Raw genomic sequence first — 14,546 nt, 5'->3', positions numbered from 1 at the left:
GAAAGCTATCCCTGTTTGGCTGCAAGCCTTTTGCGTATTACGCTGTTCTTTTTACCGTAGGTAAAGTATATTACCAAACCTATAGCCAGCCAGATTATTAGTCGCAGCCAGGTATCGCCGGGTAAAAAGGTCATCATGGCAAAACAAACCAATATACCCAATATAGGCACCAAAGGTACAAAAGGGGTCTTAAACGGTCTGTGTACATCGGGCTGCTGTTTGCGTAAAATAAGTACGCCCGCGCAAACCATTACAAAAGCCAGTAGTGTGCCAATGCTGGTCATTTCCCCAACTACGCGAATGGGTACAAAGGCTGCGAACAGGGCTATAAAGCTGCACAACAGTATATTTGATTTCCACGGTGTGCGGAATTTAGGGTGAACATCCGAAAACGCCTTGGGCAGCAACCCATCCTTCGACATGGAAAAGAACACACGCGACTGACCCAGTAAATCAACCAGGATCACCGAGGTATACCCGATTAAAATAGCCAGCACAATAGCCTTGCTTAACCATTGGTAATGCGTTTTTTCGATAGCTATAGCCACCGGCGCGCCCGAGCCGATAAACTCCTTATAATTGGCCATGCCCGTCATTACGTGAGCAAAGATCACGAACAGAATGGTACAAACCACCAGCGAACCAATGATACCGATAGGCATGTTACGCTGAGGATTTTTAGCTTCCTGCGCCGCTGTTGATACAGCATCGAACCCGATAAATACAAAGAAAACAAGGCCAGCACCTCTCAGTATGCCCGACCATCCATAATCGCCCCAAACACCGGTATTTTGGGGTATATAAGGGTGATAATTTTGTGGATTGATGAACGACCAGCCTACTGCTATAAATACCAGTACCACCCCTACCTTCAAGCTCACAATAATGGCATTAACCAAAGCCGATCCTTTAGTACCCCTGACAATGATACTGGTAACCAAAATCACAATGAGCGCCGCAGGCAGGTTGATAATACCACTAACTACATCGCCATTGGCAGCCTTAGCTGTTTCAAAAGGCGACAAGGTTAATTGCGGCGGCAGGTACAGATCAAACCAGGATAAAAATTTGGTCAGGTACTGCGACCAGCTGATGGCCACTGTAGCCGCGCCAACGGAGTACTCCAGCACCAGATCCCAGCCAATGATCCAGGCAAAAAGCTCGCCCATAGTAGCGTACGAGTAGGTGTATGCACTACCCGCAACCGGTATCATGGCCGAAAACTCGGCATAGCACAATGCTGCAAAAGTACAACCCAACGCGGCTATTAAAAATGATATGGTTACCGCCGGACCCGAATGCTGCCCGGCGGCTATTCCTGTTAACGAGAATAAACCCGCCCCTATAATAATACCTATCCCAATGAGGATAAGGTTAACCGGGCCAAGTGTGCGTTTTAATGAGTTTTCGCCTTCTTCTGCCGATTCTTTCAACAGCAGGTCTATGGGTTTCTTGATCATGCCTAAAATAAGTCCACAAAATTAGTAGATTATGGGGCAATCAACCTATAAACCCAAAATTGAATATACACCCTTAAAGATTCAGCAATACAATTTTACCAAACTGTGAGGAATTACCCATTTTTTCAACCGCTTTCTGCGCATCCTTCAGGTCGAAGGTTTCATCAACTACCGGAACAATCTTATGCTGATTCACAAAGTTGAGCATGGCCGTAAAATCATCCTTGGTACCCATAGTGGTGCCCAATAACTGCAGTTGTTTCCAGAAAAACTTGCGCCCGTCAAGATGAGGTATATCGCCTGTTGTAGCGCCGAATATCACTATACGCCCGCCGGGATTGCAAAGGTCAGGAAACTTAGCGAAGCCCGAACCCAGGGCACTATCAACAATAATATCAAACCCATGTGCCATAAGTTTCAGCTGATCGGCCCAATCCTGTGCTTTGTAATTTACCCCGGCTGAAGCCCCCATTTGCCTGGCGCGTTCAATTTTTGCAGCACTGCCCGATGTTACAAATACCTTGCAGCCGGCAGCAACTGCCCATTGCAGGGCAAAGGTGCCCGTACCCGCGCCAACGCCTGATATTAAAACCGTATCGCCTTTTTTTGCCCTTGCCTTGGTAAATAAGGCCCGGTAGGCTGTTAAGCCCGCCAGCGGTAAGGCAGCGGCCTGTTCCCAGTTAAGGTGGGCAGGTTTTGCGTGAAGGTATTCTACTCGGGTTTTCACATATTCGGCAAAGGTGCCATCATCGGGCAAACCTAATATTTTAAAGTCGGCACCCTGGTAGTCATCACTGGGCCCAAAGTTGTTACTTGGGTTAATGATCACCTCCTTGTTAAGCCATCCGTTATCCTCCTCGCTGCCAACTTCGGTCACGATACCAGCCCCGTCTGACCCTAAAATACTTGGGTATTTAATTCCGGCATACCTGCCAATGGTTATCCAGTAATCGCGGCGGTTAAGGGCGGCTGCTTTAATGTGTACCAGCACTTCGCCGGGGGCGAGGGTTGGTTTTTCAACTTCTTTACAAACCAAAGGTTTATCGGCGGCTTCTAATACAACGGCTTTCATAATTCGGAGATACAATTAAATAAAATTACAGAATAAGCAGGTGTTTACAAAAACACAATGATTTTAAAACCTCCAAACTTCCGCTTTGTTCCAAAACTTTTTAAAGTTGTATTTTAACATGATTTAGTTCAAAAAACGGGTAAAAAGTGGCGAAAATTCTCAAAACTGATCAGGAATCAACTGTTTTAACAGGTTTTCGATCAATTATTTAAAGGCTTAAAAACTTTAACAAGCTGATATACAATAAAATAAACAACATTTTAAACAATCCCGGCTTGTTCCTGCCCTTAACTAAACAGCCCGGATATCTGATAAAAGATACCCGGGCTGCTATACATACGAATTTACGAAAAATTATTGGGAAGTGAGGATTGGTGCGGGTGAGAAAGTGCGGGGAGCGGGGGATTATAGTTTTTACTGGCTGCAAGCTATCCGAAGTCTTTCGCTATCCGAAGTCTCTGACTTCGGATAGCGGTTTGATAGGACTTTTTATAATATGCAAATCTTATAAACAAAAAGCGGCCGGGTAAACCCGGCCGCTTTTTGTTTATAAGAGCTTAAATAAAATTAAGCGGTTGCTTTTGCGTAAAGCTCGGCAACGTGTTTCCAGTTGATCACGTTCCAGATAGCTGCTAAGTAATCTGGTCTGCGGTTTTGGTATTTCAGGTAATAAGCGTGCTCCCAAACGTCGATACCTAAAATTGGGGTACCTTTTACTTCGGCGATGTCCATTAATGGGTTGTCCTGGTTAGGGGTTGAAGTGATAGCCAGTTTTTTATCGGCAGTAACAATTAACCAGGCCCAGCCTGAACCAAAGCGGGTTGCACCAGCTTCAGAAACTTTAGTTTTAAAATCGGCAAATGAACCGAAAGTACTTTTGATAGCCTCATCTAAAGCACCGGTAGGCTCGCCGCCGCCGCTTGGAGAAAGCAATGTCCAGAATAAAGAGTGGTTATAATGACCACCTCCATTGTTGCGTACAGCAGCCGGAAATTTTGAAATGTTTTTGATGATGTCATCAATGCTGCTATCAGCTTCAGGTTTACCTTCCAGGGCTTTGTTCAAGTTAGTTACATAAGCCTGGTGGTGTTTGCCATGGTGAATTTCCATGGTCAGTTTATCAATGTGCGGTTCCAGAGCATCGGTAGCGTAAGGTAACGCCGGTAGTGTAAATGCCATAATGGTTATTTATTAAAGTTTAAAAGTTTAACGTTGTGACGTAACAAATATAAGAGATGAATGGAGTTTTTGTTCTAAAAAGTTTGTCAGTATTGTGTCTGTAATCAGAATGAACAGAATGTAAGAATTTTCGGAATTTAGTAATCATCTGAACCCGAATTTATTGAATTAAAGAATTTTGGAATTTGACTACAAACAGCATTTGAAACTCCCCTCTTGAGAGGGGGCGGGTTGACCGTGCGGCTGGAGGGGTGTGTTTATCCGCGAAGAAAACACACCCCTCCACCCCTCTCAAGAGGGGAATCGCACAGGCGCCGTTTTTCAATTCTGTTAATTCATAAATTCTATAAATTCTGATTCAGATACTCATTTCTTCCTTTTCCCCTTAAAAAAGTTTTTTACCAGTTCGGAGCATTCGTTTTCGCGGATGCCGCCGGTAATTACCGTTTTGGGGTGGGTTATTTTTTGATTGAGCCTGCCAAAACCCAGTTTGGTGTCATAGGCGCCGAACACAATTTTGCTCACCTGAAACCAGTACGATGCTCCCGCGCACATCACACAGGGTTCCATAGTAACATACAGCGTACAGCCTTGCAAATATTTGCCTCCCATAGAGTTTGCCGCCGCTGTAAGTGCCTGCATTTCGGCATGGGCCGATACATCGTTCAGGCGCTCGGTTAAGTTGTGGCCCCGGCCAATGATCTTGCCGCCGTATACTACTATAGCTCCAATAGGTATCTCATCTTCTTCAAGGGCGTAACGCGCCTCTTTTAAAGCTTCGCCCATAAAAAAATCATCGGGCGAAATAGCGGGCTCGTCCTCAAAACTGATATATTTCATTTAAATAAGTTTACTGCCGTTAGGCACAGGTTTATCAACAGCTGCTAACACGATGTCTCCGTTTTCATCGGCAAAACCGGTAACCAGAAACTCCGACATGAACTTGCCGATCTGCTTTTTCGGGAAATTAATAACCCCTACTATCTGCCTGCCGGGTAACTCTTCTTTGGTGTAATGTTTGGTGATCTGCGCGCTCGACCATTTAATACCAAACTCGCCAAAATCAACCCTAACCTTAATGGCGGGTTTACGGGCTTCGGGAAAGTCTGTAGCTTCCAGTATGGTGCCCACCCTCAGTTCTACTTGCTCAAAATCATGCCAGGTAATCGTATCCATAACGGCAAAGGTAAAAAGCCTGGGGTAATTATTATAGATGTGTGGATTTCAAATGTGCAAAACAACTCTCAGCACGTCCATAACCTCACCCAACCCTCTCCAAAGGAGAGGGCTTTAAAATTCGTTTTTAAGTTTCAACTGCTGCGAGATACGCTGCGCTAATCTCGCGGTAGAAATGCGAGAACCACACCCAATCCTCTCCGCGAGAGTAATTAGCTATGAAAAGGCAGATCTTTGAAATTGCATGGCATACAAACGACTCACCCGGTCTACGCTCCGCTGGCCCCCCCTCTCTTCGCCTGCGGCGGAAAGAGGGGATGAAAAGGAAAATTGTCATTGCGAGGAGGCACGACGAAGCAATCGCGAACTATGCAGTTTTTATCTACACAGTTCGCGATTGCCACGCTTCGCTCGCAATGACAAAATTGTTCTCACCCTCTTTGCGGCTAAGCCGGAGAGAGGGTCGACAAGCGAAGCGTAGACCGGGTGAGTCGTTTTGCGGTAATCCCTAAATCCGTTTAACCGTGATTCAGATAACAGCTCATCAAAACCCCTTCTTCCGGGTAATACCGGGCTTGCGGGCTTTGCGGGCGGCGGGTTCGGCTACGCCTTCGGCGCCATAGCTGCGGGCCATTTTGGCTATGCGTTCTTCCAGGGTTTCGGTAGTTAGCTTTTCGCGGCCCAGGCTATCAACCATAATTGGGAAAGCGAAGGGGGTTGGGCGCTCAATGGTTTTGAGGATGATGTTTTGTGTGGCTATGCGCTGCAGTGCCGCCCTCAGCCTGAACTCTTCCAATTGAAAGGCCAGCGCCTCGTTATAGGCCTGCCGTATCAGCAGATTATCGGGTTCATACTCGGTAAAAACCTCAAACAATAATGAGGTGGATGCCTGCAGGTGTTTGTTTTTTACCTGCTGCCCGGGATAGCCGGTAAATACGAGTCCGCCGATGTGGGCAATATCCCGGAAGCGGCGGCGGGCCATTTCATTAGCATTAAGGCTGTGTTGGATATCATCCAACAGGTTATCTATCGAAAAAAAGCTGGCATCTTCCAGCACCTGCTCTATAGGCACATCCTCATCGGTAAGCAGTTCAAAACCATAATCATTCATGGCGATGGAGAAGCTGGCCGATTTTATTTTACTGATGCGGAAAGCCAGCAGCGATGCCATACCTTCATGCACCAAACGCCCCTCAAAAGGATAAAAAAGCAAATGATGTCCCTGGCGCGATTTGAACGATTCAATTAAAAACTCATGGCTCTGGGGCAAGTGCGAAAGCTGCTGCTGCAAGTTGAACAGGGGTTTTAGGGCGATAACCTCCTCATCCTTTTCAACCCCATGCGCCACCTCATCCAGCTTATCCCTGAACACGGCTGCCAACTGCGATGATAACGGCATGCGCCCGCCGTTCCAGCTGGGGATAATACCTTTGGTTGAGTTTGATTTTTTTACGTAGGCCGTCATCTCCTTTACCCGTACAAATTCCAGGCTTCGGCCGGCAAACCAGAAGGTATTACCGGGTTTTAGTTTGGATATGAATGATTCTTCTATAGTCCCCAAACTGCCGCCGCTCAACCATTTTACCCGAACGCTCATCTCGCTGGTAATGGTGCCAATACTAAGGCGATGGCGCATAGCTACCCGGCGGCTGTTCACTTTATAGAGGCCATTCTCTACCTCTACCTTTAAAAATTCATCATATTGCGCCAGGGTTTTGCCGCCGCTGGTGATAAACTCCAGCAACTGGCCAAACTCATTGCGGGTAATATCGGCAAAGGCATAAGTACTTTTTACCTCGGTAAATAGTTCGTCGGCACGGAACCCGTCGGATACGGCCAGTGTAACCATGTACTGGATCAGCACATCCATGGTGAGCAGCATAGGGTCGCGGCTTTCAAAAATGCCTTTTTTAATAGCCTCCTTAAGGGCGGCGCCCTCCAGCAGTTCAAGCGAGTGGGTAGGCACAAAATAAGCCCTGGATACTGCTCCGGGGTGATGACCGCTCCGGCCAGCGCGCTGCATAAAACGGGCCACACCTTTAGGGCTGCCCACCTGCACCACGGTATCTACCGGACGAAAATCGACTCCAAGGTCTAAACTCGATGTGCAAACCACCAGCTTCAGGGCCTCGGCATGCAGGGCCTGCTCCACCCAGTTGCGCAGTTCATTATCCAACGAGCCGTGATGCATGGCCATAATGCCCGCGTACTCAGGATAGTTATCTAAAATGGCATGATACCAGATCTCCGATTGCGAACGGGTGTTAGTAAATATCAGTGTGGTTTTGCTGCGGGCCACAATCTCCATTACCTGGGGCAGCAGTTTTAGTCCGATGTGCCCGGCCCAGGAGTAGTTCTCCACATTGTCAGGAATGATCGACCGTATATCCAGCTTTTTATCCAGGTTGGCCCTCACCATTCTGATCCGCTCGGGCGGGAAGTTGTTGCCAAGCAACACCTCCGCAGCCTGCTCCAGGTTACCGATAGTTGCGCTGATACCCCAGATTCGGAGTGGGGTGCGAGGTGCGGGAAGCGGCGGGGTATGGGGAGCGGGGTGTGGGGTATGAGGTGCGGCAGAAGATACCGTATCCTCATCGTTTCTTATTATTTCCATTTCGCTTTTCGCTCCCTGCTCATCGCTCCTCGCTCTACGTTCCTCACTCTCCATAATCTTCTCTCCCCGTTCCCCGTTCCCAACACCCGCTCCTAATACTTTCAACTTCGATAACCCCAGCTCCACCTGTACACCTCTTTTGGTGCCTAACAGTTCGTGCCATTCGTCAATAACTACTACCTGTAGATGGCTGAACATTTTAGGGTACTCTTTTTGCGCCAGCATCAGGTGCAGGCTTTCGGGAGTGGTGAGCAGTACTTCGGGCAGCTTTCTTTTGAGGGCCTGTTTTTCGGCTGCGGAAGTATCGCCGGTACGGGTGGCAATTTGCCAGGGCAGGCCCATTTCTTCACAGGCCTCCTGCATGGCTTTTCGTATATCGTTGGTGAGGGCCCGCAGCGGGGTTATCCACAGCATGAGCAGGCCATTATTTTTTTGTGTGGTATAGGTATCGGGATGTTTGTTGATAAAATCAGCCAGGAAAGGCAAAAACAACGCGAAGGTTTTACCACTGCCCGTTGGCGCATTGAGCAAGCCCGAATAGCCGGAAAGATAGGCCGCCTCCATTTCCTGCTGAAAGGGAAACTGCTTCCAGTTTTTTTGCTTGTACCATTGCTGTATAACCTGTTGGCCCTTTGATTTCATCAGTAGTTGAACAAATTAATGTTAATTTGGTTAGGCGTAATTAGTTTGCCAACAAAATAAATATAATGCTGTTATTTGATACATGATCCGGAATACTTTTATAATACTATTATGCGGCTCTCTATTTGCCTGCAATCAACCATCAAAAAACGAAAGCTCTGCCAGTACTGCCGATACCGGCAAGGTACAACAACCCATCCTTGACGATTCGCTGGCCAAAAGCCCTGCAAGTACCGATACCGGCAAAACTAAAACCATAACCGCCACGCAGCTCATTATCCCGGGCCGCAGTATTGGCAATATACAACTGGGCGAAGATGTGGCCAACGTGAGCACCACCCTGGGCAGGCCCGATAGTTCAGACGCCGCCATGGGCAGCTCATTAATGGTTTGGTTTGCCAAACATAACCCGGCGGGTTACCGCACCAGCGTATTCGCTCACCGCAATATGGGCGCTAAAGACGAGATCATCAGCCGTATTCAAAAGATACTTATCACCTCGCCCGAATTTAAAACCGCCGAGGGTTTTGGCGTGGGCAGCCCTGAAGCCGATATCAAAAAAAGCTACGACCTGAAACCCACCAGCGATTATAAGAACAAGGACGGCAAAGTACAGGTTTACACCGATCTGGATAAGGGTATCTCATTTGAGATAGATGCTGCCGGCAAATGCGTGGGCGTTGTGGTGCATAAGCCGCATGATACCTCGGTAGCTTATTTGAATATGCATTGAGTTTGACGAGGTTGATAGGCTGCTTTATTGACTCACCCCGACATCGCTACGCTTGTCGACCCTCTCTTCGCCTGCGGCGGAAAGAGGGGGCGTAAAAATATTTCCTTAGTCCTGTGTCTTTTTATCCTTTATCCATTTTCAAATTCTCTCTTTCCGCCGCAGGCGAAGAGAGGGACGACAAGCGCAGCGATGCCAGGGTGAGTTAACTATACGGCATACCTTATTTATGAGCTAATAACAAAAAAGCCCTCCCGGAATCATCAGGCAGGGCTTTTTCGTTTTACGGGAAAACCTTATTTCTTTTCTGTTTTCTCGGGCATTAGTATCAGTTTAATGAGGTTTTTACCGCTCAGGTATTTGTTGGCGGCGTCCTTGGTGCTTTGCACGGTAATCTGGCTCAGGTTACTTACGTGGTTCAGGATCTGGTCGGGGTTTTCCTTGTTTTGCGAGGTTGAACCCAGGTAGCCAGCCCAAAAAACGTTCTCTTTCAGCTGCTCCTGGGTTGAGCGGGCCTCTTCGGCAGCAAACTTTTGAATATCAGTAGGCTGTGCCCCGTTTTGTTTGATCTTGCCTATCTCTTCCATGGTGGCGTTGATCAGCTTATCCACATTTTCTGGCGCGCATCCAAAATAAATGGAGACAGTATATCTACCTGAAGGCACCTTGTGATAGCTTGCCCTAACTCCCGGCGCGTAAACACCGCTTTCCTGTTCGCGCAGGCGCTCAATCAGCTTTATGTTCAACACCTCTTCCAAAGCATCCAGCTGAATGTTATTGGCTTCGTTGTAGTCATAGTCGCCGCTGAAAACCAGCTGTACACTGCTTTTTTCGCCAACACCTTTATTAACTGTTTTGCTAACCAGGCCCGCTGGCGGTTGAATGTTCAAGTTTTTAAAGGTTTCGTTGCTGTTGGTTGCCGGCAGGCCGCCTAAATAATGCTCCAGATAAGGTTTTACCGTTTCAACATTAAAGTTACCTACCAGGCTAAAGGTAAAGCCGCTGGCATCGCCAAACCTGCTTTTATAAAAATCATAAGCCTTATCAAGCGAGGCCGAGTTTAAGCGGGCCAGTGTAGTTACCATACCACGGAAGTTGTAATTATTCATCACTGCCGATACCGTATCCTGGAAAACGCTGGTTGGGTCAAGGCTCCTGTTGGCCAATACCGACCGTGTTTGGTCAATTTGTGATTGCCAGATGTCCTTATCCTTACGTGGTTGGGTAAAGTACAGATAGATGAGCTGCATGGCGGTTTCAAAATCGGCAGGAGATGTGTTTCCACTGATACCCTGTGTAGTTTCGCTGATGTACGGCGAAATGTTTACGTTTTTACCGGCCAGTTTTTTATCCAGCTGCCCCTGGTTAAACTGGGCTATACCGCTGCTGCTGATAATACTGGAGGCCAGGTTTGCCGATGTAAAATCATCATCACTGGCTAATGACGTACCGCCGAAAGCATAGCCGTTGATCAATATCTGATCGTTACGGAAATCGGTAGGTTTTAAAATCACTTTAATGCCGTTGCCCAAAGTAAGGGTAGTTGTGCCAATGGCATCGTCCTTAACCTCGCTGGTAACTTTACTGCCATCAGGTACTTTTTTTATTAATGGCTCTGAAGATACGTTATCAACATAAGCAGTTACATTTTGCCCGGCAGTGCTTATCCATTGCAGGATAGTTTTGTCGTTAGGTAGCTTGTCTTTTTCCTTATCAGGCGCTTCAACTATAACCACACGATTTTGATCGCTGATGAATTTACCGGCGAGGGCATTCATTTCGGCCAGGGTTATTTTACCAATGTTGTTCACATAAAAATTGTACTCATAATCAATACCGGGGATAGCCTCGCCTGTTAAAAAGTGCTGCTGGTACTCCTGCACAAAATTTGCCGACCGTGTTTTATCCTTTTCGCGGTAAGCGTTGCCAATTTGTACCAGGGCATCCTGTTTGGCACGTTCAAGCTCAGTAAGTGTAAAACCGAATTTGCGGGCACGTTCCGTTTCGGCCACTAAAGCTTTAACAGCACCTTCCAGTTCGCCGGGGCGCGCTACGGTTATGGAGGTAAAGGCATCCTGCTCGCCAAAGAAACCGCCATAACTTGAGCGGCCGTATAAAAATGGCGGCGTAGCCTTTTGCATCAGCTCGCCAAGGCGGGCGTTCAGCATTTGGTTAAACAGCTGCTCCCTTATCTGCTGCATGTAATCAGCAGTGTTTTTAGTGGTTGTGCCGGGGTGTTTGACTATAATTTGAGCCAGGGTGTACGGAAACTCCTTGTCGGTAGCTATTTTAACTACAGTACCAGGTGTTGCCGGTACGGCGTATTTTACCCTTGGTTTTTCGCCCTGAGGGTTTTGTAGTTGTGAAAAGTTTTGTTTTATCAGCTCCTCTACCCTCTTCGGATCAAAATCGCCCACGGCAATAACGGCCTGTAAATCGGGACGGTACCAATCATGGTAAAAACTTTTGATGGTTTCGGGCTTAAAGTTTTTCAGGATATCTTCCTTACCAATAGGCAAGCGCAAAGCATAGCGCGAGTTGTTAAGTATTACAGGTAATACCTGCTGCTGCAAGCGTTCCTGGGCGTTTTTACCGCGCAAGCGTTCTTCTTCCAACACAACACCGCGTTCCTTATCTATTTCGGTTGGATCAAAACTTACGTAGCCTGCCCAATTGGCCAATATTTTGAAGCCGTTCTCAAATATTTTAACCGTATCAGATGGTATAGGCAGCTGATATACGGTTTCGTTAAATGAGGTGTAGGCATTCAAATCGGCACCAAATTTTACACCTGATTTCTGCAGGTAATCAACCATTTCATTTTTAGGGAAATCGCGCGTACCGTTAAAGGCCATATGCTCAGTAAAGTGCGCAAGACCTTGCTGATCGTCAGTTTCCAGTACCGATCCGGCTTTATTTACAAGGTAAAGGTCGGCTTTATTTTTAGGTTCGGTATTTTTCCTGATGTAGTAGGTTAGGCCATTGGGCAGCTTACCTATGATCACATCTTTATCAATTGGTAATAATTCGGTTTTTGCCTGTGGCGCAGCAGCTACGGTTTTGCCTGTGGCGGGAGCTGCCGGTTTCTTTTTTACCTGAGCAGAAACGCTTCCTGAGGCTATAGCCAGGGCCAAAGCAACAACAGAAAGCTTTAAGTTTAAATTCATATAATTAAGGAGTATTTATATGTACTAAGATGCTAAACGAAAGCCTTAGTTACAAATTGTTGCTTATAACTTATTTAGATTTTTTAATTCCCTCCCTGGGAGAGCAATAGTACATCAAACTTTTTATCTACTCACACCGACTCGCTACGCTTGTCGACTCTCTCTTCTCCTGCGGTGGAAAGATGGTGAAAGAAATATTTTCCTAATCCTTTGTTTATTATCCATTTTCAAATCCCCTCTTTCTGCCGCAGGCGAAGAGAGGGAGGCCCAGCGTAGCGTAGGTCGAGTGAGTCAACTGCGTGCCATTCAAGCGAAAGGCGATTGATCTGGCAGGTGTGTATTTATGCTCCATCTCATCGAATTATATTTTAATAAAGATCTTTTTAGCATAGAAACCCCACATTACCACCCAAAGTACAGCTACAGTGAACAGGGCACTGACCAGCGAGGCATTTACAGGCGAAAAATAGGGAGCAAACAGCGTTTGATAAAGTGAGGCTCCGTGAATTTTGATCATGCCCATATAATGAGGAATAAAGCCCGACAGTACATACGCGGTAATGGCATTGGTGCCAAAGACCACAAAGAAATAAGTATACTTTTTGCGTCCCTGCACATCAATAAGCCAGTAGCATAAGGCAAGTCCTGTGGTGGCCAATCCACCGGTAAACAACACAAATGAGCTTGTCCACAATGCCTTGTTGATAGGAAAAAACAGATCCCAGATAAGACCTGCAATTACTGCCAATACACCATAAGTGAACATCCAGCTTACTTTTACGTTTTCGTCACGGTCTTTACGTTTAAGCCAGCTACCCACCCTGATACCGAACAGGCCGGTAGCTACGGCAGGTATAGTACCCAGTAAACCTTCCGGGTCCCAGGTGTTCGATTCTTTCCAAAGGTGATTAGGCGTAAAAACCAGCCTGTCTATCCATGCACCAATATTTGTGGCAGGTTCCAAATTGGCATAGCCTACTCCCGGCACCGGGATACAGGTCATGATGATGAAGTAACCTATTAAGGCAGAAGCAAAGATCCAGTCGCGGCTTTTTTGTGATGTTTTGAGATAGAGGATTGTGCAAATAAAGTAAACCAAGGCGATGCGCGGCAACACCCCAGGCAAACGCAGATGCGCCAGCCCGTTCTCCGGATGAAAAATAAACTGTGTTATCCAGGGGATAAGCAACAATATCACCGTACGGCGTAGCGCTGTTAATATCATTTTGCCATGCGGCATGGTAGCTTTTTTGCTTTCCATGGCATATACCACAGCCACCCCAACCATAAACAAAAAGAAAGGAAAAACCAGGTCGGTAGGTGTACAGCCGTTCCATTTGGAGTGCTCCAGCGGCGGGTAGATATGCCCCCAATCGCCGGGGTCATTTACCAGTATCATCATGGCGATGGTTGCTCCTCGGAAAACGTCGAGGGAAAGTAATCGCGGACTTTGGGTTTGTAAGGCCATAGGAGGGTTATACGTTTTACGTGGTAGAAAAACATGTCATTGCGAGGAACGAAGCAATCGCGAATATTTGTCTGAACCAGGATTAAACAGATTTATCGGATTAAAAGATTTTGCTTTAATTTTTTAGAAAATCGTGGGCATCCCTTAATCCCCAAAATCATGGTTCAGACAAATGTTCGCGATTGCCGCGCTACGCTCGTAATGACATCATTATTTATTAATTTGATGAAAAGACACACGTGATGTGTCTCTACAAAAACAAAAAATGTAGAAACACATCACATGCATCTTTCACCTGCCTAAAATATATACCGCTTAAACGCCTCCATGGCTTCATATTCGGCCAGTCCGAGGCGGTCATAGCGTTGGGCGGTGTCGCGGGTGCGGTCTTCAGCACGTACCCAGAACTCACGGGCATCATCACCCGGGAACACCGGACGATCCTTCTGCGACTGGTGCTTGAAGATCGCGTTACGCTTGCGGATCACCTCCTGAGGTGATAGCGGCACCGCCATCTCGATCTCGAACGGCTCAAACTCCTGCCATGCACCGCGGTACATCCACAGCCAGCAGTCGTCTACCCAGGCTTCTGTGCCTTTCAGGCGTTTCAATGCCGCCAGGATAATGTTGAAACATACCAAATGCGTTCCGTTCGGGTCGGCGAAGTCACCCGCCGCGAAGATCTGCTGCGGTTTTACTTTCTGTAACAGGTCGATGGTCAGCTGGATATCCGCCTCGCCTGCCGTGTTCTTCTTGGTCTTGCCGGTTTCGTAAAACGGCAGGGCCATAAAGTGGATATGGTCGTCAGGTAAACCCGCATACCTCGCGCCGGAGATCGCCTCCGTTTTGCGGATGAAACCCTTCACGTTGCGGATCTCCTGGGTGTCGATCTGGTTAGGCTGTTTCTGCGGGAAAAAGGCACGCATCTCCTCGTACAGGTTTTGCAGGTGGTTACTGTCCTCGCCAATGCTGTTGGTAAAGTCGATGGCAAACTCCATGTAGCGCAGTACGTCATCATCCCATACGGCGGTATTGCCC

General features: G+C 47.2%; 9 protein-coding genes and 1 pseudogene. 1 reads left to right on the top strand and 9 read right to left on the bottom strand.

What is annotated here, in order from left to right; all coding sequences use genetic code 11:
* Positions 1–5 precede the first annotated feature (5 nt).
* From QWZ01_RS24045 to QWZ01_RS24020, 6 genes are all read right to left on the bottom strand, one after another.
* A complete protein-coding gene (locus tag QWZ01_RS24045; protein ID WP_290327959.1) occupies positions 6–1,460 on the bottom strand; it encodes an amino acid permease in 1,455 nt (484 codons plus the stop codon).
* A gap of 73 nt (positions 1,461–1,533) precedes the next feature.
* The gene (locus QWZ01_RS24040; RefSeq protein WP_290327957.1) at positions 1,534–2,532 is read right to left on the bottom strand and encodes a zinc-binding dehydrogenase; all 999 of its coding nucleotides are present in this window, start codon (positions 2,530–2,532) and stop codon (positions 1,534–1,536) included.
* Positions 2,533–3,099: 567 nt separating this feature from the next.
* Positions 3,100–3,711, bottom strand: coding sequence for a superoxide dismutase (locus QWZ01_RS24035; RefSeq protein WP_290327955.1), 612 nt, complete (start codon positions 3,709–3,711; stop codon positions 3,100–3,102).
* Positions 3,712–4,077: 366 nt separating this feature from the next.
* Positions 4,078–4,551, bottom strand: a complete 474-nt coding sequence (locus QWZ01_RS24030; RefSeq protein WP_290327953.1) for a nucleoside deaminase — start codon at positions 4,549–4,551, stop codon at positions 4,078–4,080.
* The gene (locus QWZ01_RS24025; protein WP_290327950.1) at positions 4,552–4,887 is read right to left on the bottom strand and encodes a tRNA-binding protein; all 336 of its coding nucleotides are present in this window, start codon (positions 4,885–4,887) and stop codon (positions 4,552–4,554) included.
* A 544-nt stretch (positions 4,888–5,431) separates the two neighbouring features.
* Positions 5,432–8,143, bottom strand: a complete 2,712-nt coding sequence (locus QWZ01_RS24020) for a ligase-associated DNA damage response DEXH box helicase (protein WP_290327948.1) — start codon at positions 8,141–8,143, stop codon at positions 5,432–5,434.
* 82 nt (positions 8,144–8,225) lie between these two features.
* Here QWZ01_RS24020 and QWZ01_RS24015 point away from each other — a divergent pair, with 82 nt between their 5' ends.
* Positions 8,226–8,876, top strand: a complete 651-nt coding sequence (locus QWZ01_RS24015; RefSeq protein ID WP_290327945.1) for a hypothetical protein — start codon at positions 8,226–8,228, stop codon at positions 8,874–8,876.
* 293 nt (positions 8,877–9,169) lie between these two features.
* Here QWZ01_RS24015 and QWZ01_RS24010 read toward each other — a convergent pair whose 3' ends face one another.
* From QWZ01_RS24010 to QWZ01_RS24000, 3 genes and pseudogenes are all read right to left on the bottom strand, one after another.
* Entirely contained in the window at positions 9,170–12,040 is a 2,871-nt protein-coding gene (locus tag QWZ01_RS24010; RefSeq protein ID WP_290327943.1) for a M16 family metallopeptidase, read from the bottom strand.
* A 361-nt stretch (positions 12,041–12,401) separates the two neighbouring features.
* Complete coding sequence (locus tag QWZ01_RS24005; protein ID WP_290327942.1) at positions 12,402–13,508, bottom strand: acyltransferase family protein; 1,107 nt, start codon at positions 13,506–13,508, stop codon at positions 12,402–12,404.
* A gap of 299 nt (positions 13,509–13,807) precedes the next feature.
* Positions 13,808–14,546: pseudogene (locus QWZ01_RS24000) on the bottom strand (glucosamine-6-phosphate deaminase); the annotation flags it as partial.

This window comes from Mucilaginibacter aquaedulcis (genome assembly GCF_030409325.1).
Classification (GTDB): domain Bacteria; phylum Bacteroidota; class Bacteroidia; order Sphingobacteriales; family Sphingobacteriaceae; genus Mucilaginibacter; species Mucilaginibacter aquaedulcis.
Note: the sequence above shows the minus strand (reverse complement) of the source record. Positions and strands in the feature narration are given on the sequence as shown.

What these genes read in the sequence shown, in the direction of transcription:
- QWZ01_RS24045 (WP_290327959.1), bottom strand. Translation starts at nt 1,460, where the DNA reads ATGATCAAGAAACCCATAGACCTGCTGTTGAAAGAATCGGCAGAAGAA.
- QWZ01_RS24025 (WP_290327950.1), bottom strand. Translation starts at nt 4,887, where the DNA reads ATGGATACGATTACCTGGCATGATTTTGAGCAAGTAGAACTGAGGGTG.
- QWZ01_RS24040 (WP_290327957.1), bottom strand. Translation starts at nt 2,532, where the DNA reads ATGAAAGCCGTTGTATTAGAAGCCGCCGATAAACCTTTGGTTTGTAAA.
- QWZ01_RS24015 (WP_290327945.1), top strand. Translation starts at nt 8,226, where the DNA reads ATGATCCGGAATACTTTTATAATACTATTATGCGGCTCTCTATTTGCC.
- QWZ01_RS24030 (WP_290327953.1), bottom strand. Translation starts at nt 4,551, where the DNA reads ATGAAATATATCAGTTTTGAGGACGAGCCCGCTATTTCGCCCGATGAT.
- QWZ01_RS24020 (WP_290327948.1), bottom strand. Translation starts at nt 8,143, where the DNA reads ATGAAATCAAAGGGCCAACAGGTTATACAGCAATGGTACAAGCAAAAA.
- QWZ01_RS24010 (WP_290327943.1), bottom strand. Translation starts at nt 12,040, where the DNA reads ATGAATTTAAACTTAAAGCTTTCTGTTGTTGCTTTGGCCCTGGCTATA.
- QWZ01_RS24035 (WP_290327955.1), bottom strand. Translation starts at nt 3,711, where the DNA reads ATGGCATTTACACTACCGGCGTTACCTTACGCTACCGATGCTCTGGAA.
- QWZ01_RS24005 (WP_290327942.1), bottom strand. Translation starts at nt 13,508, where the DNA reads ATGGCCTTACAAACCCAAAGTCCGCGATTACTTTCCCTCGACGTTTTC.